Raw genomic sequence first — 26,516 nt, 5'->3', positions numbered from 1 at the left:
TACCGTTGTGATCTTGGCTACAACGGTAGCCTCGGCTCGACCTAGAGGGTGTTTCGATAGCTGCTGGCCTGGGTTTTCGTGTACGCTTCCAAACGGGGAACGTCGGGGACGCCGTAGACGTTGTTGATCCTCCGAACGAGCCCCTTCTTCGTGAGGGACTGCATGCACTTCGTTACCGTGACCCGATTCGCGTTGGCGAAATCCGCTATCAGCTGGTGGCTGAGAGGGAAGGCGATGAGCGTTCCCCCTTCGAAGTCCTTCCCGTACCGGTGCGAGAATTCCAGGATGATGTTGCAGACCCGCCACACGACGGGTTCCTTTCCCAGATTGCTGTAGAAGCCTTTCACGGCGAACATTTTTCGCGCGACGAGGAGGGCCACATATTGCGACAGCTCTTTGTCCCGGTGGAAGAGGTCGAGGAAGTCCGCCTTCGGTATGAAGAGCGCACGCGTTTTGATCTGCGCTTGGAAGCCCATGGGGAAGGGCATGTCGAGCAGCAGGGACGTTTCGCCCACGAGCGCGTCCCGGTCTATGACGAGCCCCAGCACCTTCTCGCCGTTCCTCGTGAAATCGACGGCGAAGACCAGTCCTTCGACGATGTAGTAGCAGCCTTCGATCGGGGCGTTGTTCTCGACCAGCATGCTGCCCGGAGGGAACTCCTTTTCCTCTCCGATGGCGCGAATGCTTCGAGGTACTGGTGGCGAATCGAAAAACAGGCTGGAAAAGTGAGTCCCCATAATTCCCCGCTCCCCTTGGGCTTGACCGAATCCCATTCTAGCTTATTGCCGAAAAAGTATCGACCCGGCGCGTGTCAGGCTGCGGCATGCAACGGCGGGTTATAATGGAAGCGCGAAACCGATTCGGCCGTAGAGGGCCGATCGTGCCGGTGTCCCCGACCGACGGAGAGCCCCCTATGAGCCACGGCATCGCGCTGAGAGCGTTCGAAGACGACGACCTTCCCCTGTTCGAAAGCTGGCTGGCTCGTCCCCATGTTGCCGCCTGGTTCGGCGACCCCCTCGCCTGGATCGACGAGGTGAAGAAGCGCCGCGGCGACTGCGCGTTCATCCATCACTTCATCGTCGAGGCCGATGGCGAGCCCATCGGGTTCTGCCAGTTCTACGAATACGCCCGCGGCGGCGAAGAGTGGCACGGCGACTTGGACGTGGCAGGAGTCTACAGCATCGACTACCTCATCGGAGAAACCTCCTATCTGGGCAGAGGGTACGGAGCCGCCATCGTCGGCGCGCTCGTCGACCGCATCGCGGCGCGCGCCGACGCGCGCCTCGTCATCGTGCAGCCCGAACCCGAGAACAAGGCCTCGTGCGGCGCGCTCCTGTCCAACGGGTTCTCCTTCGACCCGGCACGCAAGCTGTACGCATTGGATCTCTTGGGAGGGGCGCACCATGGATGAACCTTTGATCTTCGCCGATCGGGCGGCGTTTCGGGCGTGGCTGGACGAGTTCGGCGAGACGAGCGCCGGGGTGTGGCTTCTGTTCGGCAAAAAGGGCGGCCCCGTCACGCTCAAAGCGGCTGAGGCGCTGGAGGAGGCGCTGTGCTTCGGGTGGATCGACGGGCAGATGCAGAGCATCGACGCCGCCGCGTATCGCAAGTACTTCGCGCGCCGCACGCCGCAAAGCGCGTGGTCGGACAAGAACAAGGCGCTGGCCGAGCGGCTCGAGGCGCAGGGCCTCATGACCGAGCGCGGGCGCGAGAGGATCGCGGCTGCCAAGCGCGACGGCCGATGGGATGCGCGCAAGGCGCCGGGGATCACCGAGGAACAGCTGGCGGAGCTCGTGGGCCTGCTGGAAGGCCACGAGCCGGCATGCTCGAACTTCAAGGCCATGTCGCCGTCGGTGCGCACCACCTACGCGAAGGCGTACTTCGGCGCCAAAACGGACGCCGGCCGTGCCAGCCGCCTCGCGTGGATGCTCGACCGCCTCGAGCGGAATCTCAAGCCCATGTAGGCGGGGTGGCCGTCCGGTAACGGCTTGCCGTGCGTTGCGCGCGCCGCGTTCCCAACGGTCGCCCGGCGCTTTACCATGGCGGAGACGAACGACCGCCCGCCCGCGACCGAAGGACCCGCCATGGAAACCTCGAACCCCCTCACCGACGACCAGCGCGCCGCGCTGCTGGACGCGCTGCAAGCGCGCTTCGAGCGCAACGAGCACCTCCATCCCGGCATCGCCTGGGAGGGCGTGCGGGCGAAGCTGGAGGCGGACGAGGGCAAGCTGCGCGCGCTGTTCGCCATGGAAGAAACGGGCGGCGAGCCCGATGTCGTCACGTACGACCAGCTCGCGGACGTCTACGTGTTCTACGACTGCGCGCCCGAGAGCCCGATCGGACGCAGGAACCTGTGCTACGACCGGGCGGCCTGGGAGGCGCGCAAGCGCAACAAGCCCGAGGGCAACGCCGTGGATGCGGCCGCCGCGATGGGCATCGAGCTGCTGACCGAGGCGCAGTACCGCGCGCTGCAGGAGCTGGGGGAGTTCGACGCCAAGACGTCGAGCTGGATCGAAACGCCCGAGCCCGTGCGCGCGCTGGGCGGCGCGCTGTTCTGCGACCGCCGCTACGACCGCGTGTTCACCTTCCACAACGGCGCCGAGTCCTACTACGCCTCGCGCGGCTTCCGCGGCTCGCTGCGGGTGTAGTCCGGCGCTACTCGAGCGCCTGGTCGACGTCGAAGTAGCCGTCCCAGGGGTCGTCGCCCTCGATGCGCGCGAGCGCGTCGGCCATCGTGACGGCGTTCGGGGCCACCTCGTCCAGCTCGTCCCAGGCCAGCGGCATGGACACGCGCGCGCCGCTGCGGGCGCGCAGCGAGTACGGGGCGATGCTCGTGGCGCCGCGCCCGTTGCGCATCCAGTCGATGAACACCTTGCCGGTGCGCTTCGCCAGGCGCACGTTGCTCGTGTAGCGGTCGGGCCACTTCTCGGCCATCACCTGGGCGATGCGCCGCGCGAAGTCGTGGAACGCGTCCCACGACGCGGCGGGCTCGAAGGGTACCACCACGTGGTAGCCCTTGCCGCCGCTCGTCTTGAGGAACGTTTTCAGCCCCAGGTCGTCGAGGATGCCCTTGAGGTCGCGCACGCCTTGGCGCACCTGCTCGAGCGCGAGGCCCTTGTCGGGGTCGAGGTCGAACACCATGGTGTCGGGCTGCTCGAGCGTGGCCACCCGGCTGCCCCACACGTGGAACTCGATCGTGTCCATCTGCGCCTCGGACACGATCCCGACGGCGTCCTCCACGTAGAAGTACAGCTCGTCCCCGCCGTCGCTCGCAGGCGTCGACACGGTGCGCACGCCCGGGGTGGAGGGGCCGGGATGCTTCTTGAAGAAGCAGGCCGATCCCGCGCCGCGCGGGCACCGCACGATGCTGAGGATGCGGCCGCCCGCGTAGGGGAGCATGCGGTCGGCAACCCGGGCGTAGTAGCGCACGACGTCCTCCTTCGTGATGGGCGGTTCCTCGAACAGCAGCTTGCCGGGGTTCGTGATGCGCACGCCGTCGATATGCAGCTCGTCGCTCTTCTCGTTCGATTCGTTCATGGGAAGCTCCAATCGCTCGGTCGGGTTCGGGGACGGCTCCTCGACGGATTCGCGCCGTACGTCGCGCGGGTCCTTGTCGGTGCGCAGGCCCAGGTAGCTGGGGTGGCGCAGGAGGCCGTCCTCGGTCCATTCCGAGAACCGCACCTGCACGACTGCCTGGGGGTCCAACCACGTGAGGCGCTCGTTCGCGCGCGGTTTCGGGGCGTCGGCGAAGGGCGCGTCGGGCCGCTCGAGGCCGGCGAACGCTTCCAGCAGCTCGTTCGACGCCGCCTCGCTCAGGCCCGAGCCGACGCGCCCCGCGTACACGAGGCGCCCCTCCTCGTACAGGCCCAGCAGCAGCGAGCTGATGCCGCGCACGCGCTTGGCCGTGCGCGTGTACCCGCCGACGACGAACTCCTGCTCGTCGCCGCACTTCAGCTTGATCCAGTCGCCGTTGCGCGCGCCACGGTACGGCGCGTCGGCGCGCTTGCCCACCACGCCTTCGAGGCCCTGCTCGCAGGCCGCGCGGAAGCTGTCGGCGCCGTTGCCGCGCACGTCCACGCTGTAGCGCACGTCGTCGGGCGCGTCCTGCAGCAGCTTCTCGAGCAGCTGCTTGCGCTCGACGAGCGGCCGGTCGCGCAGGTCCTCGCCGTCGAGCGCCAGCAGGTCGAACGCCACGTAGGCGGGGTGCTTGCCCTGCGGCTCGCGCAGGAAGCCCTGCAGCGCCTGGAAGTCGGTCCTGCCGGTTTCGTCGGCTACTGCGAGTTCGCCGTCGAGCACCATCGCGCGCCGGCCCGCCCAATCCTCCAGCGAGCGCGCGACGGTGTCGAAGCGCTCGGTGTAGTCGTTGCCGTTGCGCGTGACGAGGCGCGCCGTGCCGCCTTCGAGAAAGGCGACGATGCGGTAGCCGTCGTACTTGACCTCGAAGAGCCAGTCGTCGCCGGGCGGGGCCGCGCTCACGAGCTTGGCGAGCTCCACGTCGACGCGCTCGAACGGGTTGCGGACGACGCGCTCGTCCTCGCCGCGGGCGATCTCGTCCATCGTGCGACCCGTCTGGACGGACGTGTCGAAGCCCGCGATGCCGGCCTCGTCCTGCACATAGTCGTCCTTCTCCTTGATGAGCAGCCAGTTGTCGTCGCGCTCGCGGCCCTTCGGCTTCATGTGCACGAGCACCCACGCGCCCTTCAGGCGGTGCCCGTCGAGGACGAACTTGAGATCGCCGTCGCGCAGCCCCTCCTCCACGTCCACGAGCGGCTCCCAGTACCCTTCGTCCCACAGCATCACGGTGCCGCCGCCGTACTCGCCCTTCGGAATGGTGCCCTCGAAGGTGCGGTAGTCCAGCGGGTGGTCCTCCACGCGCACGGCCAGCCGCTTGTCGCGCGGGTTGTAGGACGGCCCCTTCGGAACGGCCCAGCTCAGCAGCGTGCCGTTCCATTCGAGACGCAGGTCGTAGTGGTCCCGCGACGCGCAATGGTGCTGCACGGCGAAGCGGAGCCGCCCGTCGCCGCCCTCGTCCGAGCGCGGCTCCGCCGTGCCGGGCGGTTCCGTCGTCCGGTCGAAGTCGCGTTTGCGGTTGTAGTCGCTCAAAGGGGAGGTCATGGGCACCTCGTGGTTCTTCTCGGATAATTTCGCTCGCAGCGGGCGAACTTGCGGTACAATAGTCGCCGCGCAAAACGCGGGTGTGGTTCAATGGTAGAACCTGAGCCTTCCAAGCTCATGACGCGGGTTCGATTCCCGTCACCCGCTCCATGAATTCGCAGGCCGTGCACGTATTGTGCGCGGCTTTTTCTTTGCCGGAACCCCGCACGACCACCTGATTGCGCATCGTTACCGTGCGTACGGCCCGCCGAAACCCCGCCCGTCTCGGCGCGGCTGCCTTCCCGCGGGCACGCATCGCGCGCGAACCGGGGCTCGCGCCGCGCTCGAAAAGCCCCGGCGCGCGATGCGGGCCGGGGCTTCTGCTTGCGCTCCAGGGAGGGGGGCGGACGCGCAAGCCGGGGAGGCGAGGGAGGGGGCAGGGCCGCTTACGCCAGCAGCTCCTGGGCGTCCTTCATGGCCAGGCGGCCGGAGTTGACCGCCCACGCCGCCTGGGAGCCGGGGGCGAACTTCACGTCGTAGGAGTCGCCGTACAGGCCGCCTGCGTCCGAGCCGCCCGCGTACAGGCCCACGATGACCTGGCCGTCCTGGTCGAGCACCTGGGTCTTCTCGTTCACCTTGATGCCGCCGCACGTGGTGTAGAAGCCGTCGGCCGTCTCGCACAGCCAGTAGGGGCCGGCATCCATCTTGTGCAGGTACTTCGCGCGCTTGCCGAACTCCTCGTCGGCGCTCGTGTCGTCGCCGTCGAGGCCGGTGGCCGCGTCGCAGTAGCCGTTGTACTGCTCGACGGTGGCCTTCACCGCGGCGGGGTCGAGCCCCACCTCCTTGCACACGGCCTCGAGGGAGTCGCCCACGTGGCAGCCCTCGGCCTTCTCCAGCACCTCGCGCGCCTTCGCCAGCGGCGTGCCCGGCGTGCCGAACGAGAACACCTGCCCGTCGGGGCCCTCCGCTTCCCAGCGCAGCATGTCGGCCTCGGTGAACAGCGCGAACGTCTTCTCCTGGTTGCGCACGCAGATGCCCGCGCCCGCGAAGTCGTCGATCCACAGGTCTTCCTTGCAGAAGCGCGCGCCCTTCTCGCTGAGCCACAGCGTGGGCTGCACGCCGGCCGAGTAGGCGTCGGTCGTCCACGTGGCCGTCACGGCGCCGATGGTCACCGGGCCGCACCACATGACGGTGCCCAGCCCCTCGGCGAACTCGGCCCCGGCGTCCTTCGCCATCTTCAACCCGTCGCCGACGCGGCAGTCCATGCCGAGCGCCTGGATGTTGGCGTTCTTCGTCTCGGAGACGCTGTACAGCATGTCCGAGTTGTTCGCGTAGCCGCCCGTGGCGATCATCACGACGGGCGCCTCCACCTTCAGCACGTCGCCGTTCTCCTTCTCGGCCAGCACGCCGGCAACCTTGCCGTCCTCGACGAGGAGCTTGCGGCCGAACGTGTTGAAATGGGCTTCCACGCCCAGCTTCTCGGCCTCCGCGCCGAAGCACTGCATGAAGTAGCCGCCGGGGCTCGCGTTGTCGCCCTTGTCGTACACGTGCCATACCTTCGGGCCGGAGCCGATGGAGATGTTGCCCTCGAACACGATGCCGTGTCCCTCGAGCCAGTCGATGGTCTCGGACGTCTGGCCGAAGAAGTTCTCGTACAGCTTGTGCTGGGGGATCCAATGGTGGTAGTTCAGGCAGGTGTTCGTGGCGTTCTTCACGCCGTAGGGGGCGTCGGGGCTGTAGGCGCCGGCGAACTGCACACCGCCGTCGGCTTCGGTGAAGTGCGTCTCGAGGCCGGTCATGCCCTCGGTGCCGATGAACGATCCGCCGTAGCCGCTCAAGCGCTCGATGACGACGGGCTTGAGCCCGAGGTCGATGGCCTGGATGGCCGCCGCCGTGCCCGTGCCGCCCGCGCCCACGATGCACACGTCGGCCTGCACGGTCTCCTTCGGCTCGCCCAGCTCGGGGATGCTCCAGATGGCGTCGTCGGCAGCGATGTCGGCCGTGGCTCCCGCATCGGCGCCGGCGGTCGGGGCTTCGGCCTCGGTTTCCTTGGCCTGCTGCGGCCCGCAGCCCGTCAGCGCCGCGCCGGCGAAGCCCGCGGTCAGGATGCCGGCTCCTGCGAGAAAGGAACGCCTGCTCAAGTTGTTGGTAGCTGCACTCATGGTGGATCCTCCTTACCTGCCTCTGTTGCGAGGAAGTGGATTGCGGCCGCCCTCCTGCGGCCTGTCCTTACTGTAGATTCTCGTGGATATTTCGTGCAAGAGCTTGACGTGTAGCTCCTCGTTTGCTGTTGAATCTCTTAGTTTCAAGCGCAGCGTATCGCGCGCCCGCCGCGCGCCGCCGTAGTACAATGGGTCGTGCGGAGCGGGGAGGGAGCCCCTTTCGCACGGCAGGCGGGAGGGACATGCGATGATGCAGGACAGGTTCGACTACTTCGTGCTGGCGTACGATTCGCCCAGCTTCAGCGCCGCGGCGAGCAAGGTGCCCATGTCGCCGCAGGGGTTCGCGAAGGCCGTCCGCAACCTCGAGCGCGAGCTGGGCGTGCCGCTGTTCGCCGTGGACGAGGACGGCACGCGCCGCGCGACGCCCTACGCCGACGAGCTGTACGAGTACGCCAAGCGCATGCGCGCCGAGCGCAACCTCCTGGCCAGCGCCTTCGAGCGCATCTCGTCGAGCGGCTACGTGGAGCTGCGCATCGCCTGCTCGCTGGGCGTGCCGGGGCTGCTGGGCTCGGGCTTCCTCGGCGGCTTCCTCGAGCAGCATCCGGACGTGTCCATCACGCTCAACGAGATGCCGGACGCGATGTGCGAGTCGGTGCTGCGCGACGGCCTGTACGACCTGGCGCTCACCGTGACGTCCCCCGTCGACGACTTCGACTCCCACGAGCTGTACTCGTCGCCCGTGAGCTACTGGGTGCGCAGCGACGACCCCCTCAGCGCGCGCGACGCGCTCGAGCTGGACGACCTGGCCCAGCGCCGCCTCGCCATCCCCGGCGACGACTTCAAGTGCTACCGCGACCTCGTGGGCCGCTTCGAGCGCGAAGGCGTCGACCCGCCCGAGATCGTCAAGTACTCCGAGATATTCTGGATCTACGAGTTCGTCCTACGCGGCGAGGGCATCGGGTTCACGCTGCCGCACCTCTCGTCGCTCGAGGTGTTCAAGGGCAGCGAAGCGGTGGTGGCCGTGCCGGCGCGCGGATTCACCTGGGGGTTCGGCGTGTCGCATCTCAAGGCGCACGCGCTGGGGCCGCGCGAGGAGGACCTGATCGCGTACTTGGACGAGCGCGCGGCGCGCCTGCGCCGCAGCTGACCGGCGGCGCAAAAAAAACCGCCCGCGGCAGGCGGGCGGTCGGGCAGTCGAAGCGGTGGGGAAGGGCGCTACGCGATGGTGGTGCGCAGGTAGGCGATGATGTCGTCCGACTCGTACAGGGGCTTTCCGTTGATGACGAGGCACGGCACCTGCTTCTTGCCGCCGATGCGGACGAGGTCGTTCTGGTTGCCGGGCTGCAGGGTGTCTCTCGTGTCCATCGTGATCTTGTTGTCGTCCATGAAGCGCAGGACCTTCTGGCAGAACGGGCACTGCTTCTTGTAGTACAACGTGTGGTTTTCCATGTACGGCATGCGCAGCTCCTCTCGATGTGCGATCGAACGTTATTCATAAGCTCGGGGATGATAGAGCTTCTTATATTACGCCAACGAGTATAAAGGGCGAACCGATTCGGAGGGCTGTTGCCAATCGGTTGACAACTCTCCGCACCGTGTCGGAAAAGACGGGCGTTTGTCATCGTACGGTAACTACCTAAGAACTTTCTATTGTGATATGTAAAGAACTGTGCAATAATATTCAGTTTTTCGTTCAACGGGGTAAAAGAGGGGCGATGCTCGAAGCGAGCGGATGAGCGAAAGATGGCGCGCCCGGCAGGACTCGAACCTGCAACCGACGGATTAGAAGTCCGTTGCTCTATCCATTGAGCCACGGGCGCGTTTCAGCGAGCATCGGTATTATACCGTAAAACTTCCCCGTGCGAAGGACGGATACGCCGAGTGTTCCAGCGGGGCAGCGTCAGGTCAAAATCTGCCCGGTATCTGGTATTTTACGCGCGAGAACCCCCGTCTGAGCCGCGCGGCGCACCCCCGGTGAGCGCCGTCCGATCGACGTGGGCCGCGGCGGTTGCATCCGAAATGCATCTTTCTGCATGTTTATGCATTCGGGTTAATCAAATATGCAATCCAAAAGGTCGGCGCACCTGCGGTTCGGGGCCGAAACGGGGCGAAACAAGCCGCTTCATCGCTATAGCGCGAAAAAGTGAATGTGTCGAAAATATGAAAACACGCCGGCTAACGGGTGACCATTCGCCGAAAAAACACGAGGTATTGCGAGGGGTACCGTTTTGTTTCGTTTTTGTGGTTGCAATTTGATCCGAACCATGAGATTTTGGCGAAGTGAACGGACACCCGGTGCGCAACGGGTGCTTCCGCAAGCCAAAAATCTGGAAAATGCATAAAGGAAAAGGAGGGTTGCTATGGCTGGTGTGAACGTCAAAAGCGAGATCAAGCCTTTGAAAAAAGTCTTGCTCCACCGACCGGGTAAAGAGCTTCTGAACCTGACACCAAACACGCTCGAAGAACTCCTGTTCGACGACATTCCGTTCTTGAAGGTCGCCCAGGAGGAGCACGACGCCTTCGCGCAGGCTCTGCGCGACAACGGCGTCGAAGTCGTGTACCTCGAGAAGCTCATGGCCGAGGTGCTCGATCAGAACCCCGAGCTGCGCGAGCAGTTCCTTAAGCAGTTCATCGAGGAAGCCGGCATCCGCACGGATCGCTACCAGAAGATCATCTTCGACTACCTCAACGAAAACTATCCCGACAACCTCGACTTGGTCATGAAGACGGTGGAGGGCATCAACCTCACCGAGCTGCACACCGACAAGTCGAACTCCCTGGTCGACCTCGTCAGCGAGGCGTCCAAGATGGTCGTCGCCCCCATGCCGAACCTGTACTTCACCCGCGACCCGTTCGCGATGATCGGCAACGGCGTGTCCATCAACCGCATGTACTCCGTCACGCGCAACCGCGAGACCATCTACGCCGAGTACATCTTCACGCATCATCCCGACTTCAAGGATGTGCCCCAGTACTACAGCCGCTACAACACGTTCCACATCGAGGGCGGCGACATCCTCAACATCAACGACAAGGTGCTGGCCATCGGCATTTCCCAGCGCACCGAGCCCGATGCCATCGATGCCATCGCGAAGAACATCTTCGAGGACGAGACCAGCCCGGTCGAGACCATCCTGGCCTTCAACATCCCGAACAACCGCGCGATGATGCACCTCGACACGGTGTTCACCCAGATCGACACGGACAAGTTCACCGTGCATCCGGGCATCCTCGGCCCGCTGACCGTCTTCGAGATCACCCCCGAGGGCGACGGCATCAAGGTCAAGGAGATGAACGGCACGCTTGAGAGCATCCTCGAGAAGTACGTCGGCCATCCGGTCGAGCTCATCCCCTGCGGCGGCGGCGATCGCATCGCGGCCGAGCGCGAGCAGTGGAACGACGGCTCGAACACGCTGTGCATCGCCCCGGGCACCATCGTGGTGTACGAGCGCAACGACGTCACCAACAAGCTGCTCAAGGAGAAGGGCCTCAACGTCATCGAGGTTCCCTCCGCCGAGCTGTCCCGCGGCCGTGGCGGCCCGCGCTGCATGAGCATGCCCATCTGGCGCGAGGACTAAGGTTCCAAGCTCGCGCGCAGCTGCATGTGCGCGAGTGTTATTTGAGCTACCCTTGCCTTTTCCGGATTGCCGGGGCCGTGCAACGCGGCCCTGGCGTTCGAAGAGGGGGCGGGCGGAAATACTTGGCACCGCCTGCCGGTATCATTGTCTTGGTAAGCAACGTTGAAAGGAATGATCTATGCCTACTAGCCTGAGCGGTCGCGACTTCCTGCGCCTCCTCGACTTCACCACCGAGGAAATCGAGTACCTGCTGAAGTTGTCCCGCGAATTCAAGAACCTGAAATTGACGGGTACCCCCCATCGTTACCTCGAGGGCAAGAACATCGTCCTGCTGTTCCAGAAGACGTCCACCCGTACGCGTTGCGCGTTCGAGGTTGGCGCCATGGACCTCGGCATGGGCGTGACCTACCTCGATCCGGGCAGCTCCCAGATGGGCAAGAAGGAGTCCATCGAGGACACCGCCCGCGTGCTCGACCGCTTCTACGACGGCATCGAGTTCCGCGGCTACGCCCAGTCCGACGTGGAAGAGCTGGCTGCCGGCGCCTCCGTGCCGGTGTGGAACGGCCTGACCACCGAGTGGCACCCCACCCAGATGCTCGCTGACATCCTGACGGTTCAGGAGAACTTCAACTACGACATCAAGGGCAAGACGCTGGTGTTCATGGGCGACGCCGCCAACAACGTGGCCCGTTCGCTCATGGTCGTGTGCGCCAAGCTGGGTCTGAACTTCGTCGCCTGCGGCCCCAAGGAGAACATGCCTGCCGCCGACCTCGTGGAGACCTGCGAGGCCATCGCCGCCGAGAACGGCTGCACCATCAAGCTGACCGAAGACGTGAAGGACGCCTGCACGGGCGCCGATGTCATCTACACCGACGTGTGGGTGTCCATGGGCGAGCCCGACGAGGTGTGGGCCGAGCGCATCAAGCTCCTCGAGCCCTACCGCGTGACGGAGGAAGTCATGGCCATGGCCAACAAGGATGCCATCTTCCTGCACTGCCTGCCGTCGTTCCACGACACGAACACCACCACCGGCGCGGACATCGCCGAGCGCTTCGGCGTCACGGAGATGGAAGTCACCGACGGCGTGTTCGAGTCCAAGCAGTCCAAGGTGTTCGACGAGGCCGAGAACCGCATGCACACCATCAAGGCCGTCATGTACGCGACGCTCTCCTAAAGAAAGAAACGGTGATTCAGTATGCCTTACGCTAAAGGAGAAGGCCCCAGCGTCGTCATCGCGCTCGGCGGCAATGCCCTGGGCAACACGCCCCAGGAGCAGCTCGCGCTCGTGAAGAACACCGCCAAGCACATCGTGGACATGGTGGGCGAGGGCACGAACGTCGTGGTCAGCCACGGCAACGGCCCGCAGGTCGGCATGATCAACAACGCCTTCGCGTATGCGTCCCAGCACGACGGCAAGACCCCGGAGATGCCGTTCCCCGAGGCCGGCGCCATGAGCCAGGGCTACATCGGCTACCAGCTGTCCCAGGCCATCCTCAACGACATGAAGGAACGCGGCATCATGCGCTCCACGGCATGCGTCGTGACCCAGACGGTCGTCGATCCCGAGGATCCGGCGTTCCAGAACCCCACGAAGCCCGTCGGCGCCTTCCTCACCGAGGAAGAGGCCAAGGCCAAGGCCGAGGAAACCGGCTGGACCTTCAAGGAGGACGCCGGCCGCGGCTGGCGCCAGGTGGTTGCCTCGCCGAAGCCCGTGCGCATCGTCGAGTTCGACGCGGTGAAGGACCTCATGGACGACGGCTACATCGTGGTGTCCACGGGCGGCGGCGGCGTGCCGGTGTTCGAGACGGAGGACGGCTACGTCGGCGTCCCCGCGGTCATCGACAAGGACCGCTCCTCGGCCAAGCTCGCGGCCGACTTCGGCGCCGACATGCTCGTCATCCTCACGGCCGTCGAGAAGGTGTGCATCAACTTCGGCAAGCCCGACCAGGCCGAGATCAGCACCATGACGATCGCCGAGGCCGAGGAGTACATCGCCCAGGGCCAGTTCGCCCCCGGCTCCATGCTTCCGAAGGTGGAGGCCTGCATCGAGTACGTGCGTGCGTTCCCCGAGGGCAAGGCGCTCATCACCTCCCTCGAATGCGCCGCTGCGGGCCTCGAGGGCAAGACGGGCACGGTCATCACGGCGTAAAGCGTTTTGCGTGTGCGCGGAAGGCTTCGTGAGCTTCCGCACGATGGAACGGTGGCATGCGTTTCGGCGCATGCCACCGCAACAGGGGTACGGCGGTCTGCGGTTACGCTTCCACAAGACCGCTTGAAAATTTCTCGTTCGCCAAAATATCCGACTCGATCCTCAAATAGGAGGGGTTGTTATGACCGAGAAAGCAAAAGAAAAGAGCAAGAAAAAGCGATCTATTTCATCGTTTACCATCCTGCTGATCATCTTGATCGTGCTGGCGCTGGTCACGGTAGTGATGTCGCTGGCAGGTGTGCAGGGAGTTGAAGGCGCCACGATTGCCAATGTGGCAACGGCTCCCGTGAAGGGCTTTACCGACGCTCTACCCGTTTGCCTGTTCGTGCTGATCCTGGGTGGTTTCCTGGGCATCGTCACGGAGACGGGCGCGCTGGACGCCGGTATCGCAGCGCTGGTGAAGAAGCTGAAGGGCAATGAGCTCATCCTCATCCCCATTCTGATGTTCATCTTCTCCATCGGCGGTACGACGTACGGTATGTGCGAGGAAACGGTTCCGTTCTACCTGCTGCTCGCGGCCACCATGGTCGCCGCAGGCTTCGACAGCGTCGTCGGTGCTGCGGTCGTGCTGTTGGGTGCCGGCTGCGGCGTGCTCGGTTCGACGGTCAACCCGTTCGCCGTTGGCGCTGCCGTTGACTCCCTGAGCACGTCGGGCATCGTGATCAACCAGGGCACCATCATCATGCTCGGCGTGGTGCTGTGGCTCGTGACGCTGGCGATCTCCATCGTCTTCGTCATGCGGTATGCGAAGAAGGTCAAGGCCAACAAGGGTTCCACCATCCTGTCGCTGCAGGAGCAGGAGACTATGAAGGCCGAGTTCGGCGAGGCCCAGCAAGAAGCTGAAATCGCTGAGGCGAACCCGAGCGAGAAGCTGATGACGGGCCGCCAGAAGTGGACGCTCATCGTGTTCGCCCTGACGTTCGTGGTCATGATCGTCGGCTTCATCCCCTGGGGCGACTTCGGCGTCGAGCTGTTCGATGCCGGCGCGGCCACGGAGGAAGTCACCACGCCGGTTTCCGGCGAGGACATCTCGGCCGTCTACGCCGATGGAGACATGGGCGAGCTGACCTTCACGGGCGATGTGTCCGGTACGGTCACGACGGAAGACCAGATCTCCGAGGGTTGGTCCGCGTTCCTGACGGGTCTGCCGCTGGGTCAGTGGTACTTCGATGAGGCTTCCACTTGGTTCCTCATCATGGCCATCATCATCGGCGTCGTCGGCGGCGTGTCCGAGAGCCGCTTCGTCAAAGCGTTCATCAACGGCACCGCCGACATGATGAGCGTCGTGCTGATCATCGCCATGGCCCGTTCCATCACGGTGCTCATGGGCGAGACCGGTCTCGACATGTGGATTCTCGAGAACGCGGCGAATGCGTTGAACGGCTTGTCGGCGGTCATCTTCGCCCCCCTGTCGTTCCTGCTGTACATCGTGCTGTCGTTCCTCATCCCGTCGTCGTCCGGCATGGCAACGGTGTCCATGCCCATCATGGGGCCGCTGGCGAACTCGCTGGGCTTCTCGACCGACGTCATGATCATGATCTTCAGCGCCGGCAACGGCCTGGTGAACCTGTTCACCCCGACGAGCGGTGCGATCATGGGCGGTTTGGCGCTGGCCAAGGTGGAGTACTCCACGTGGCTCAAGTTCGGCGGCAAGCTGTTCGTGATGCTGGGCGTGGCGTGCGTGATCATCTTGACGGTTGCGATGATGATCATCCCGGGCGCTGCGTAAGCGTTCTGCGTCAAGCAGAGCACTCTGGTGCACGGCTGCATCTGAAATCCCCCCGCTTCGGCGGGGGGATTTTTTTTTACGTGTGACGCGCTGACCAGGGCTTGAACTCTTGTTTGAATCACTATTAATTGGAACCCCCCTCTCATTACAATGGGCAACTGGCGCGGAGCGACCGCGCGCAGGGGAGGGGAGTTTACTATGCGATATCCGCTTGCTCACAAGGCCGCTTCGGTGCTGATGGCGTTCGTGCTGGTATGCACGTGCAACAGCGCCGCCCTGCAGCCGCTCGCGGCGTTCGCCGCGCAAGGGGACGGCGCGGCAGCCGCGGAGCAGGAGGCGCTGACCGAGGCGTCCGAGGCGGGGAACGCAGGGGAGCCTGAGGCCGCGCCTGCGGGCGAAGAGGGGCCTGCGGGCGCGGCCGAGCCCGAGGAGGGCGCGGAGGCGCCGCGCGCGGTGAGCGAGCTGACCGTTTCCGGGACGTGGGACGCCGACGCGCGCATCGTCACCTGGACCGTGCGCATGGGGGAGGAGTCGGCCGCCGCAGTCGATCTGTCGCGCTACGAGCTGACGCTTTCCTTCGACGATCGGCTTGCCGTCGAGCGGGCCCGCCTCGGCGATGCCCCGACGGGCTTCGACGTGAGCGGCGCCCTGTCGCCCGGAGCGGCCACGTACCGCTTCGAGGCCGTCGGGGCCGATCTGCCGCTCGCGCCGCAGACATTGACGGTGTCGATGCGGGCGTCCGACGCCCTGCTCGACGCCTTGGCCGCCGCCGAGGAGGCCGGCGACCGCTTGGCGGTGGCGCTGGACGCGCGCCTCGAGGTCGCCGAGGACGCCGCGCCGCTCTTCGACGCCCCTGCGGTGGAGGGGCGTGCCGACGTCGTGCTGCGGGAGGCCTCCGTCGGCGAGCCTTCGGCGGAATCGCGCAAGACCGTCGAGGACGGCGGGGTCGCCGAGGCGACGCCGAGCGCGGTGCCGGGGGACGCGCCTCGCGAAGGCGCCGAAGGCAGCGACGTGACGAACGAGGTCGAGCAGCTTTCGCTCGGGGTCGTGGACTTCTCCTACGTCGATGCGGCGGGCGCCACCCACGTCATCCCCGCCGTGCAAACCGGGGACAAGCGCGTCGCGTACGATTTCTCGAGCGTCCCCCTCGCCTCCATCGACCGGATGAACATGGGGGTCGATTTCAAGATCAACAAGGACGACGCGTCGCGCACGATCAACGCCGGCGACGTGTTCAGATACAGCGTGCCCAGCATCTTCACCGTTGCCGACAGCCCCTTCGCGCAGGACATCGTGTCCCCCACGGGCGAGGTGCTGGCAACCTACACCATCGAGAACAACCAGGTGGTGGTCGCGTTCACGCAGACCGTGGACATCGAAGAGGGCAACGTGGGCATCGTGGGCGGCATCATGTGCTCGTTCAAGCTGAACGACGACAAGCTGCAGTCCGACGCCCCGACGGATGCCGACATGACGCTGCAGACCGACGGCACCGTCTACACGTTCACGGCCCCGAAGAAATCGACGGATCTCGTGGGCATCGAGAAGACGGGTTCGTACAACAAGAACGACGCGACGGTCACCTGGACCGTCACGGTGGGCTCGGCGGCCGAGTCGGCCGGGGTTCCCCTCAAGAACATCGTGATCGTCGACGAGTACGACAGGGCGACGCAGGGGGAGGCGACGGTGACCGGCCCGGACGGCGACGCGCTCGCGATCGAGCAAACCGACGCGGGCTTCACCTACGCGTTCCCCGCCGATTCCACCGCGGTGGCGCCGTACAAGCTGAGCGTGACCGTTCCCGTCGAAAACGAGGTGCTCGATGCGGCCGTGAACGGCGATCAGCTCCTTTCGAACACGGCGACGATGTCGTCCCCGGCGGGCTCGTCGATACACGTGACGGGCGAGCCGGACGCCACCGGCACCGCGACGGTGCCGAAGTACTCGTTCAGCAAGCGGGGGACGCCGCTGAACAGCAGCACGATAGCTTGGGAGCTGACCGTCAACCAGGGCGGCTTGGGCGCGGCGAACGACGTCGTGGTGTACGACCGCCTGGACGCGCGTGCGGCGTACAAGGACAAAACGCTCAGGTTGGACGGAATGCCCGTGACCGTGCATGCTTCCGCGCCCGATCCGGCGCCTTCGTCGACGTACGCGGTGCTCGTCGCCGAGGAGGGCGGAACGCACCTGCTCGAAGTCCATATCGCCGGAACGGTGGACACCGAGCGGCGCATCACGTTCGAGACCGAGATCGACGCGCCCGGGCAGGAGAACGAGAGCATCGACTTCCCGAACTCGGCGTGGATCGCCTACCAGTGGCCCAACGGCTACGGTCCCGGCGAAGGGGCGTTCAAGCCCATCGACGTCAACACGGATTTCCAGGTGGCGCATCTCGACAAGGAGACTCCCTCCTACGATTCCTCCACCGGCGAGATCACGTGGCGCATCGTCCCGTCGGTGCGCACCGACGACTACGAATCCGGGGCCATCGCCGACGTGATCGACGACGATCAGGCCTACATCGCCGGCTCGGTGAAGGTCGTCTACCGGGACGCCGAGCTGACGCCGGACCAGCTGGCCGGCGTGTTCTCGTACGACGAGGCGCTCAAGCTGCTGACCTTCTCCTTCGAACGCGCCGAGTACGCGCTCAACGACGTGGTCATCGAGTACCGCACCCAGGCGCTCAACTTCAAGGACGAGAACAGGGTGCTGCATCGCTACGAGAACGCGGCGAACCTGGTGGTGAGGTCGGAGCACGGGACGTTCGAGGCGCAGGCCACCGCCTCCCGCACGTTCGAGAACAAGTTCCTCGCCAAGACGAGCTCCTACGAGGTGGTGGACGACGAGCACGGCTCCACCGGTTACCTGCATTACCGGATCGTCGTGAACGGGAGCCATATGCCCAGCGCGAACCTGCAGGTGAGCGACGATTTGAGCGCGCTCGTCACGGACGTGCGCGCCGCCGACGGAGCGTCGCTCGGCTCCGTCGCCGCAGACGAGTGGGCGATCGCCGAGGGCGACCGGGCCATCAAGGTGACGGAGCTCGGCAAGGACGGCACCGAACGGGACGTCACGGCATCGTACGACACGGCCGCCTGGAAGGATTCCCGGAAGATCGAGGCGATCTTCTCCGACGACGCGCCGACGACGAACGGCTACCGGATCGACCTGTACCTCACGCTGGAAAACTCCGTGCTGCAAAAGCTGCACCAGGACCATCCGGGCGATTTCGTGATCAGCGCGACGAACTCCGCCACCGCCGGCTCCGACGATTTCGCCGGCGGCACGCCGACGAACGTGAAGTGCCAGGGAGCCGCGGGCGCGGGCAACATCGACAACCGATTGGTCGCCAAGACCGTCGACGGCTCCCAGCAAGGCAACGGGGTGCTCGCGTACCGCATCAACATCAACCCCAACGGCGCCGATATGCGCAACGTGACGCTGACCGACGTGCCCGACGACGTGCTCAGCATCGACGTGGGCAGCGTCGAGCTGCATCGCGCAACGCACGACGCCGGCGGCGCGATAGCCGACGCGCTGGGCGAGGCGGTGGATTCGGATACGTGGTCGAAGAAGCTGACGTACGACGCGGGCTCCGGCGGCACGGCCTTGAGCGTGACGGTGCCGGACGGCACGGCGTCGTACGTGCTGACGTATAGCGCCAAGGTGGTGGGAGCTGCCAAGGGCGGCAAGATCGCGAACAACGTGACGCTGACGGCCGATCAGGGCCAGACCGGTTCCGACACCTGCGTGGCCGAGGTCGATGCGGGTTCGTGGGGATGGCTCACGAAGAAGGCCATCTACAAGCTGGTGAAGGCCGACGAGTTCGGCGGGAAGGCGTCGCCCATCGCGGGCGTGACGTTCAACCTGTACAGCGATCCCGAGAAGAAGGATCTCGTGGCGACGTCCGTCTCGAACGCGAAGGGTTTGGTGGCGTTCTACGGGCTCGACGTGGACGCAACCTATTACTACGACGAGCTGGAAGCGTCGAGCGGCTATAAGACGCTGGCGTACGACGCCGATGCGAACCAGTTCACGACCGGTGCCGGAGGCAGCAACACCGTAGCCGGCGCTGCGACGCTGAACGAGCGTCTCACGAGCGAGGCGCCGGTGCTTCTCGAGAAAACCTTCGAGCTCGAGGCGGGCGACGCGCTGAGCGGCCCGCGCTCCTCGTTTAGGCTGTACCTGTACCCTAACGGGTTCGACGGCGGCAAGAAGGTGGCGGTGAGCGTGACGGGTTCCGACGGCTCGTACGCCTACGCCCCGTCGGGCGATAGCTTCGAGCTCGTCAACAGAGATGCCGACGGCTCGCTCGCTCTTGCCGGGCTCCCGTGGGGCGACTACGGCCTGGAGGAGGTCGACCCGCAGGCCGGTTACGCCGCCTACGAGGGCATGAAGCACTTCTCGGTGGTGAGACCGGCCGATGGCTCCTCGTGGTTGGTTGATTACGCGCCGGGGACGGGCAGCGACGTGGGCGAGGCCGCCGCCGTCGTGAACGAGAAGACCTCGATCACGGTGAAGAAGACGACGGACGAGGACAAGAGCCTCGAAGGGGCGGTGCTGGCGATCCATGAAGACGACGCCGGAGCGGTGGGCAACGTGCTCGTGAATTCCTTCACGAACGAGAAGTACAGCGTGACCGTCGGCGACGCGTCGACGTACGAATGGGAGCTGCGCGGCATCCCCGTCGGCACGTATTGGCTGTGCGAAGATAAGACGCCCCACGACCCGACGGTCGGCAAGTTCGAGGATGTGCGGTTCAGCATCGACGTCCACGGGAAGCTGGCCGTGCTGAACGGCAAGGGCACCGTGACGGGGTCGACGCTGGCGGTGGCGGACGACCCCAACAAGGTGAGCGTGAAGAAGATCGACCAGTGGGGCAAGACCGTCGCGGGCGCGACGCTGCAGCTGCAGGTGCAGAACGGCGATGCGTGGGATAAGGTTGGCGACGCGCAGGAGTCGCCGGCTGCGGGCGAGCTCTCGTTCGACGGCCTCGAGCGCGGCAAGAGGTACCGCATCGTCGAGACGGCGGTGCCGGAGGGCTACGCGGCCGCAAGCCACGCGGACCAGAGGGTCGAGTTCACCATCGACGAGTACGGCGTCATCGCCGACGACGCCGTCGATCTGCACAACGGCGACGCGCCGGACGGCGTCGCCGGCAACGGCACCTTCCTGAACGCGCACCACGGCAACAACGGCTTCACCCTGCGCAACGAGCGTATCGTGGGGCATGCGGAATTCACGAAGCAGACGGATGACGGCGCGCCGCTTGCGGGCGTGAAGTTCAACCTGTACCGGAAGGCGGCGGTGCCGGGCGCGGCCGACACCCTCGTGAATTCGACGTCCTTCGTCAGCGGACGCGACGGCAAGGTGACCACGGTCGGCCAAGCCTCGATGTGGAATAGCGTCACGGGCGATTGGATGAGCCGCGGGCTTACGCCGGGCACTTACTATTTCAAGGAAACGGCCACGCACGGCGACTTCGTGCTCGACGGCGCCGATCCGCTCGTCACCGACGAGTTCACCATCGGCGCGACCGACAACCGCTTCACGTGGTCGAAGGACGCGGAGGGGAAGGTCTCGTTCGGGGACGTCGTCGTCGTGACGAAGGACGGCGGCGCGGTGGCCAATGCGCCGCTCGACGCGAGCGTGCGCGTGCTGAAGGCGACGGCTGGGGGCCGGGCGCTCAACGGCGCCGTGTTCACCCTCACGGGAGCGGACGTCAACGGCAAGAGCGTGAGCATGACGGCCGCGTCTGCTGACGCGGGCACTGTGGTGACGGCGACGGACTCCGCAGGAACGGAACATGAGTATACGACGACCGACGACGGCGAGGCCCTGTTCGGCAACGTGCCCGCGGGCGCGTACGTCGTGGAGGAGACCGTCCCGCCTCCCGGCTACAAGCTGAGCGCGGCGGAGCTGACGGTGACCGTCGAGCAGGGAACGGCGAGCGAAACCTACACCCTCAACAAGGGTGATGCCGTCGTGAACGAGCAGAACGAGTTCACGGTGTCCAAAAAAGACGCGGCGACGGGGGAGGCCCTGGGCGGCGCGAAGTTCACGCTGAGCGGCGAGTTCGCCGACGGCGCCGATCCGCTCGTGTGGACGTCGGGCGACCATGCCGAGGCCGTCGCGGGGAAGCTGATAGCCTCGACGGCTGGCGACGAGCGCGTCTACACCCTTGAGGAGACGGGCGTTCCGCAGCACTACCTGGCCGCGCCGTCCCTCGAGCTCAAGATGGACGCGGAGGGCGCCCTCTACCAGCGCGCCCCGGGCGCGACGGCATGGAGCAGGGTGGAGGCGAACGCGCTCACGGTGCTGAACAGCCCGGTGCGCGGGCACGTGACGCTGACGAAGACCGTCGCCGACGACGGCGTCGGGACGGTTGCGGGCGTGGAGTTCTCGCTGTACAAGGCGGGCGCGGACGGCGCCGACCTGCTCGTCGCCGCGGGGCTTGAGACCGATGCGGACGGCGCGTGGACCTCGGTGGGGAAGGACTCGACGGCCAACCCGGACACCGGGCAAATGCTGGACCAGGGCCTCGCGGTGGGTTCCTACTACTTCGTGGAGACGGCGGCCACACCCGACACGGTGCTCGATAGCGACGCGCGCCACGAGTTCGAGATCGCCGACGGGAACCATTACGCTACGACGAACGCAGCCGTGGCCTGCGGCGCGAAGAACAAGGCGTTCTCGGCCTCGCTCAAGTTAGACAAGCTGGACGGTACGTCCGGCGAGGCGCTCGCCGGTGCCGAGTTCGAGCTCATGTATACGCCTGAGGGCGGCGGCGCGGCGCAGACCGTACCGCTGACGGTCGAGGGCGGCACCTTCAAGGCAACCGACCTCAAGAAGGGCTCCTACGCCCTGGAGGAGACGAGGGTCCCGACCGGCTACGAGGGCGCGGGCGCGTTCAAGGCGACCTTCGAGCTGGCCGACGCCGACGACGGTCTGGAGCTGGCGATCGGGGAGGGCGCGGCCACGTCGGCGGGGCCGGTGGATAAGGCGTCCGGCGCGTGGACGTCGGCGGGCGTCTTGAACGAGCGCATCCTCGGCTCGATGAGCCTGGACAAGGTGGCGGCGGGCACGGAAGCGGGCCTCGAGGGCGCGGAGTTCCGGCTGGCCGGCCCCGACGGCTACGTCGCCACGCTGACCACCGGCCCCGACGGCGCGCTGAGCGTCGGGGACCTCGCCTGGGGCGAGTACTCCCTCGTCGAGGCGAAGGCCCCGGCCGGCTACCGGCTGGGAGCGGAGCCCTACTCCGCGGCGTTCGCGATCGGCGCGCAGAGCCTGGCCGTCGACCTCGGCTCCGTCGAGAACGCGAAGACGAGCATCTCCATCGCGAAGACCGATGACGACGGCGGCCCCCTGGCCGGCGCGCGCCTGAAGCTCTCCGGAACCTTCGCCGACGGCACGACGGAAACGGAATGGACGTCCGAGGCCGACGCGCGGCTCTTCGAGGGCGCGCTCGTCGTGGGCGAGGAGTACACGTTGACCGAGGACGGCGCGGTGGCCGGCTACGAGCCGCTGCCCGGGAGCGTCGTCTTCAAGCTCATGGAAGACGGCAAGATCGAGCTCTCGTCCAACCCGGTCTACGCCGACGGCACGCCCGCCGCCATGCTCGACGACGGCAACGTCGTGCTTTCCGTCCGCAACATGCGCCTGTCCGGCACGGTGGAGCTTGTCAAAGTGGACGCCGATGACGCGAACGCGCCCTTGGATGGCGCGGTGTTCGGCCTGTTCGACGTCGATGGCGATGCGAAGCTGGGCGAGTTCGCCACCGGCAGGGCCTACACGGGCGCCGACGACGCGGAAGGCGCGCCCGCCGAGCCTGGCTCGCTCTCCATCGCGGGGCTGGAGTGGGGAGGCTACTATTTGCAGGAGCTCTCCTCCGACGGCTACGTGATCCCCGACACGCGGTACCCGTTCTCCATCGGCGCCGGCACCCCGGGCATGACGGCGGACCTCGGACAGGTGGCCAACGAGCGCACCAAGGCGTCCTTCTCCAAGGTGGACGCCGCCGAGGGCGGCTTCGTCGCGGGCGCGACGCTGACGCTCTCCGGCAGGTTCGCGAACCCCGAGGCCGACGAGGTGTCCTGGACCTCGGGCACCGGAGCCTTCAACCTCGCCGGTCGCCTGGTCGCGGGGGAGGCCTACGAGCTGGCCGAGACCGCGCGGCCGGACGGCTACCTGGCGCTGCCGGGCCCCGTCGAGCTCGCGGTGGGAAGCGACGGCAAGCTGTCCGTCATGCAGAATCCGGAGCTCGCCGACGGCCGCCCGGCCGTCTCGGTGGCCGCCGACGGCACGTCGCTGTCGCTGCGCAACGTGGAAGTCTCCGGAAGCGTCGAGCTCGTGAAGAGCGACGCCGCCGGAAGCCCGCTGGAGGGGATTTCCTTCGAACTGCGCAAGGGCGTCGACGGTCAGGGCGGCCTGGTGCAAGAGGGCCTCGTCACGGGTGTCGACGGCAAGGTATCCGTCGCCGGTCTGCCCGAGGGCGACTATGCCTTCGTGGAGACGGTGACGCGCGACGACCTGGTTCTCGATCCGAACCCCGTGCCGGTGAGCATCGGCACGGGCGACCACGGGACGACCGTGTCGGTGGCGATGGAGAACAAGGCGTTCTCGGCCTCGCTCGTGCTGCACAAGCTGGACGGCGCGACGGGCGACGCGCTCGAGGGCGCCGAGTTCGAGCTTGCGTACGTGCCTGAGGGCGGCGGCGACAAGCGGGTCGTGCCGATGACGGTCGAGGGCGGCACCTACACCGCGGCCGACCTCAAGAAGGGCTCCTACGCCCTGGAGGAGACGAAGGTCCCGACCGGCTACGAGGGCGCGGGCGCGTTCAAGGCGACCTTCGAGCTGGCCGACGCCGACGACGGCGCGACGGTCTCTATCGGCGAGGGCGCGGCCACGTCGGCGGGGCCGGTGGATAAGGCGGCCGGCGCGTGGACGTCGGCGGGCGTCTTGAACGAGCGCATCCTCGGCTCGATGAGCCTGGCCAAGGTGGCGGCGGGGACGGAAACGGGCCTCGAGGGCGCGGAGTTCCGGCTGGCCGGCCCCGACGGCTACGTCGCCGACCTCGCGACCGATGCCGACGGCAAGCTGAGCGTCGGGGACCTCGCCTGGGGCGAGTACTCTCTCGTCGAGGCGAAGGCCCCCGCCGGCTACCGGCTGGGAGCGGAGCCCTACTCCGCGGCGTTCGCGATCGGCGCGCAGAGCCTGGCCGTCGACCTCGGCTCCGTCGAGAACGCGAAGACGAGCATCTCCATCGCGAAGACCGATGACGACGGCGGCCCCCTGGCCGGCGCGCGCCTGAAGCTCTCCGGAACCTTCGCCGACGGCACGACGGAAACGGAATGGACGTCCGAGGCCGACGCGCGGGTCTTCGAGGGCGCGCTCGTCGCGGGCGAGGAGTACACGCTGACGGAAATCGGCCGGCTGAGCGGATACCGTACCTGGTCGGGGCACGTGTCCTTCAAGCTGGACGACGCGGGCAAGGTCGTCCTCGACGATCCGGCCGATCCTGCGGCTACCGTCTCCGCCGACGGCCTGCGCCTCTCGCTGAGCAACACGCGGATCGTGGCGAACGTCGAGCTGACGAAGACCCGCGACGGCGCGGGCCCGCTCGAGGGCGTCACGTTCGACCTGTACGCCGAAGGCGCGGACGAGCCGCTTGAGCGGGGGCTGGTCACCGACGCGGCGGGTAAGGTGGCGGTGTCGGGGCTGCCCGAGGGAAGCTACTACTTCGTCGAAACCGCCGCGCCCGACGACGCGGTGGCGGACGGCGCGCATCAGGCGTTCTCCATCGGCGAGCAAGACCATGGGAAGACGGTTGCCGTGGCCATGGACAACAGCAGCTTCACCACCGTGGTTTCCCTGCTCAAGGTGGACCAGACCAGTGCCGAGGCGCTGGCCGGAGCGCAGTTCGCGCTGTCCAAGCGTACGGCGGACGGGTCGTTCGCCCCCGTCGGCTCGTCGCTCGCCACGAACGAGCACGGCGCGGCGGCGTTCGTGCTGACGGAGAAGGGCACGTACCGCATCCAGGAGACGCAGGCCGCGCCCGGCTACGTCCTGGACGCCGACAAGCCGTACACGGCCACGTTCACGGTGGATAACACGGCCGCCTTCCAGGGTGCCGAGCTCAAGCTGGCCGAGGTCGTCGACCCGGCCACGGCGGGCGCTTACGGGCTGGTCGTGGAGAACGCGCGCTACGAAGGCGGCAAGGTGGCCAACGAGCGCAAGCTCGGGTCCGTGGCGCTGACCAAGGTCGCGGCGGGGACGGATGAGGGCCTCGCGGGCGCCGAGTTCAAGCTGACCGGCCCCGACGGCTCCATCGCGACCATCACGACCGGCGCCGACGGCTCCCTGTCCGTCGCCCCCCTCGCCTGGGGCGCCTACACCGTCACGGAAACGAAGGCCCCCGACGGCTACCGTCTGGGCGCGCAGCCCTACTCCAAGACGTTCGAGATAGGGGCGGGCAACGCGGATTCGACCCCTTCGGTCGATCTGGGCGCGGTGGGCAACGAACCCATCGAAGTCTCGTTCGCGAAGCTCGAGCGGTATGTCGAAAGCTGCTCGGACGCCAGCCTGGGAGCCGCCGAGGCAGATGCCACGCGGTCGCTCGAAGGCGCGGAGTTCACGGCGTACGACGACGAGGCGTGCACGCGGGTCTCGCAGACGGCCGGCGGCGAGGACCTGAGGGCGCGAAGCGGTGCGGATGGCGCGGTATCGTTCTCCCCGGTCACGGCCGGCACCTACTATCTCAAGGAGACGGTGGTGCCCGCGGGCCACGTGCCGAGCGACGCGGTGCACCGGCTCGACGTCGCCGTCGACGGCACCGTCGAGCGGTTCGCCCCGCTGGGGGAGGACGGCGTGCTCGACGCCGTCGTGAACGACGTGCACCGCACGGACATCCGCATCAAGAAGGTGTCGGAGAACGACGAGGGCAAGGTGCTGCCGAACTCCACGTACGGGCTGTTCAAGCGCGTGGCCGCGCCGGAAGCGCGGGCGGCTTCGGCCTTCCCGGGCGAAAGCGGCCTGCAGCTCGTCGCGAAGGCGACCACGGGTGCGGACGGCTACCTCGTGTTCGAGGGCGTGCTCATGGATCGGGAGTACGTGATCCAGGAGCTCGAGGCGCCCGACGGCAGCCTCGTGTCGAAGCATCCCATCGCGCTGACGTTCGCCGTCGGAGACGACGGCGCCCCGAGGCTCGTTTCGTTCGACGACGGGTCCGGCACGGCCGAGGTGGACGAGAACGGCGACATCGTGTGGAAAGAGCCGCAGGTGATCGTCGAGTTCAGCAAGAGGGATCCCGACGGCGCGCTGCTGGCCGGCGCCACGCTGCAGGTGGTGGACGAGGCCGGCGCGACGGTCGGCGAGCCGTGGGTTTCCGAGGCGGATGCGGGCCGGCGGATCGAGGGCGTGCTCGCGGCGGGGAAGACCTACCGCTTGGTGGAGCTCGCCGCGCCCGACGGCTACGCCGTGGCCGAGGACGTGACGTTCACGGTGGAGAATCCCAAGCTGGGGCCGCAGGAGGGCTACGTGCAGCACGTCGAGATGGTGGACGAGCGCGTTCCGGAGGCGCCGGTCCAGGCACCGGCGAAGCCCTCGGCGTCGAGGGGGCCGTTCGGGTTCCTCGCGAAAACGGGCGACGCGCCGCTCGGCCTGCTGGCGGTTGGCGCCACGCTGGCCGCTGCCGGCATCGCGGCCAGCGTGGGCGTGCGCCGCCGCCGCAGGCGATCCTAGAGCGC

At 66.7% G+C, this 26,516-nt stretch carries 13 protein-coding genes and 2 tRNA genes; 10 read left to right on the top strand and 5 right to left on the bottom strand.

What is annotated here, in order from left to right:
* Positions 1-41: 41 nt before the first annotated feature.
* Positions 42-773 (bottom strand): Crp/Fnr family transcriptional regulator, encoded by a 732-nt coding sequence (locus tag GS424_RS11110; RefSeq protein ID WP_160943371.1) that lies wholly within the window; start codon positions 771-773, stop codon positions 42-44.
* 140 nt (positions 774-913) lie between these two features.
* On the opposite strand from GS424_RS11110, the gene GS424_RS11105 reads away from it, so the two are divergent.
* The 3 genes from GS424_RS11105 (at position 914) to GS424_RS11095 (ending at position 2,648) form a co-directional block, all read left to right on the top strand.
* Entirely contained in the window at positions 914-1,411 is a 498-nt protein-coding gene (locus GS424_RS11105) for a GNAT family N-acetyltransferase (RefSeq protein WP_160943372.1), read from the top strand.
* On the top strand, positions 1,404-1,964 hold the full coding sequence (locus GS424_RS11100; protein WP_160943373.1) for a YdeI/OmpD-associated family protein: 561 nt from the start codon (positions 1,404-1,406) through the stop codon (positions 1,962-1,964). Before GS424_RS11105 ends, GS424_RS11100 begins: the two co-directional genes overlap by 8 nt.
* A 120-nt stretch (positions 1,965-2,084) precedes the next feature.
* Positions 2,085-2,648, top strand: coding sequence for a DUF4256 domain-containing protein (locus GS424_RS11095; protein WP_160943374.1), 564 nt, complete (start codon positions 2,085-2,087; stop codon positions 2,646-2,648).
* Positions 2,649-2,655: 7 nt separating this feature from the next.
* Here the strand turns inward: GS424_RS11095 and ligD are convergent, their stop codons facing one another.
* Positions 2,656-5,115 (bottom strand): DNA ligase D, encoded by a 2,460-nt coding sequence (ligD, locus tag GS424_RS11090; RefSeq protein ID WP_160943375.1) that lies wholly within the window; start codon positions 5,113-5,115, stop codon positions 2,656-2,658.
* Between the two features lie 76 nt (positions 5,116-5,191).
* On the opposite strand from ligD, the gene GS424_RS11085 reads away from it, so the two are divergent.
* Positions 5,192-5,265: transfer RNA gene (locus GS424_RS11085), tRNA-Gly, on the top strand.
* A 275-nt stretch (positions 5,266-5,540) separates the two neighbouring features.
* Here GS424_RS11085 and GS424_RS11080 read toward each other — a convergent pair.
* Complete coding sequence (locus GS424_RS11080) at positions 5,541-7,256, bottom strand: FAD-binding protein (RefSeq protein ID WP_160943376.1); 1,716 nt, start codon at positions 7,254-7,256, stop codon at positions 5,541-5,543.
* A gap of 247 nt (positions 7,257-7,503) precedes the next feature.
* On the opposite strand from GS424_RS11080, the gene GS424_RS11075 reads away from it, so the two are divergent.
* Entirely contained in the window at positions 7,504-8,403 is a 900-nt protein-coding gene (locus GS424_RS11075; protein WP_160943377.1) for a LysR family transcriptional regulator, read from the top strand.
* Between the two features lie 68 nt (positions 8,404-8,471).
* On the opposite strand, the gene GS424_RS11070 is transcribed toward GS424_RS11075, so the two are convergent.
* Together GS424_RS11070 and GS424_RS11065 are read right to left on the bottom strand one after the other, a co-directional pair.
* A complete protein-coding gene (locus tag GS424_RS11070; protein ID WP_160943378.1) occupies positions 8,472-8,714 on the bottom strand; it encodes a glutaredoxin family protein in 243 nt (80 codons plus the stop codon).
* Positions 8,715-9,000: 286 nt separating this feature from the next.
* Positions 9,001-9,076, bottom strand: a tRNA-Arg gene (locus GS424_RS11065).
* A gap of 540 nt (positions 9,077-9,616) precedes the next feature.
* On the opposite strand from GS424_RS11065, the gene arcA reads away from it, so the two are divergent.
* From arcA to GS424_RS11040, 5 genes are all read left to right on the top strand, one after another.
* The gene (arcA, locus tag GS424_RS11060; protein ID WP_154334385.1) at positions 9,617-10,834 is read left to right on the top strand and encodes an arginine deiminase; all 1,218 of its coding nucleotides are present in this window, start codon (positions 9,617-9,619) and stop codon (positions 10,832-10,834) included.
* Between the two features lie 178 nt (positions 10,835-11,012).
* Positions 11,013-12,008, top strand: coding sequence for an ornithine carbamoyltransferase (gene argF / locus GS424_RS11055; RefSeq protein WP_160943379.1), 996 nt, complete (start codon positions 11,013-11,015; stop codon positions 12,006-12,008).
* Between the two features lie 21 nt (positions 12,009-12,029).
* Complete coding sequence (arcC, locus tag GS424_RS11050) at positions 12,030-12,983, top strand: carbamate kinase (RefSeq protein WP_160943380.1); 954 nt, start codon at positions 12,030-12,032, stop codon at positions 12,981-12,983.
* A gap of 181 nt (positions 12,984-13,164) precedes the next feature.
* Positions 13,165-14,772 carry a YfcC family protein gene (locus GS424_RS11045; protein WP_160943381.1) on the top strand — a complete coding sequence of 536 codons (1,608 nt, stop codon included), beginning with the start codon at positions 13,165-13,167 and terminating at the stop codon, positions 14,770-14,772.
* Positions 14,773-14,970: 198 nt separating this feature from the next.
* Positions 14,971-26,511, top strand: a complete 11,541-nt coding sequence (locus tag GS424_RS11040; protein ID WP_193666518.1) for a SpaA isopeptide-forming pilin-related protein — start codon at positions 14,971-14,973, stop codon at positions 26,509-26,511.
* Positions 26,512-26,516: the final 5 nt, after the last annotated feature.

This window comes from Eggerthella guodeyinii, from assembly GCF_009834925.2.
GTDB lineage: Bacteria > Actinomycetota > Coriobacteriia > Coriobacteriales > Eggerthellaceae > Eggerthella > Eggerthella guodeyinii.
This window is presented reverse-complemented; position numbering and strand designations above follow the sequence as displayed.

Coding starts and splice junctions, on each gene's coding strand:
- GS424_RS11110 (WP_160943371.1), bottom strand. CDS start 773: ATGGGATTCGGTCAAGCCCAAGGGGAGCGGGGAATTATGGGGACTCAC.
- GS424_RS11105 (WP_160943372.1), top strand. CDS start 914: ATGAGCCACGGCATCGCGCTGAGAGCGTTCGAAGACGACGACCTTCCC.
- GS424_RS11100 (WP_160943373.1), top strand. CDS start 1,404: ATGGATGAACCTTTGATCTTCGCCGATCGGGCGGCGTTTCGGGCGTGG.
- GS424_RS11095 (WP_160943374.1), top strand. CDS start 2,085: ATGGAAACCTCGAACCCCCTCACCGACGACCAGCGCGCCGCGCTGCTG.
- ligD (WP_160943375.1), bottom strand. CDS start 5,115: ATGACCTCCCCTTTGAGCGACTACAACCGCAAACGCGACTTCGACCGG.
- GS424_RS11080 (WP_160943376.1), bottom strand. CDS start 7,256: ATGAGTGCAGCTACCAACAACTTGAGCAGGCGTTCCTTTCTCGCAGGA.
- GS424_RS11075 (WP_160943377.1), top strand. CDS start 7,504: ATGATGCAGGACAGGTTCGACTACTTCGTGCTGGCGTACGATTCGCCC.
- GS424_RS11070 (WP_160943378.1), bottom strand. CDS start 8,714: ATGCCGTACATGGAAAACCACACGTTGTACTACAAGAAGCAGTGCCCG.
- arcA (WP_154334385.1), top strand. CDS start 9,617: ATGGCTGGTGTGAACGTCAAAAGCGAGATCAAGCCTTTGAAAAAAGTC.
- argF (WP_160943379.1), top strand. CDS start 11,013: ATGCCTACTAGCCTGAGCGGTCGCGACTTCCTGCGCCTCCTCGACTTC.
- arcC (WP_160943380.1), top strand. CDS start 12,030: ATGCCTTACGCTAAAGGAGAAGGCCCCAGCGTCGTCATCGCGCTCGGC.
- GS424_RS11045 (WP_160943381.1), top strand. CDS start 13,165: ATGACCGAGAAAGCAAAAGAAAAGAGCAAGAAAAAGCGATCTATTTCA.
- GS424_RS11040 (WP_193666518.1), top strand. CDS start 14,971: ATGCGATATCCGCTTGCTCACAAGGCCGCTTCGGTGCTGATGGCGTTC.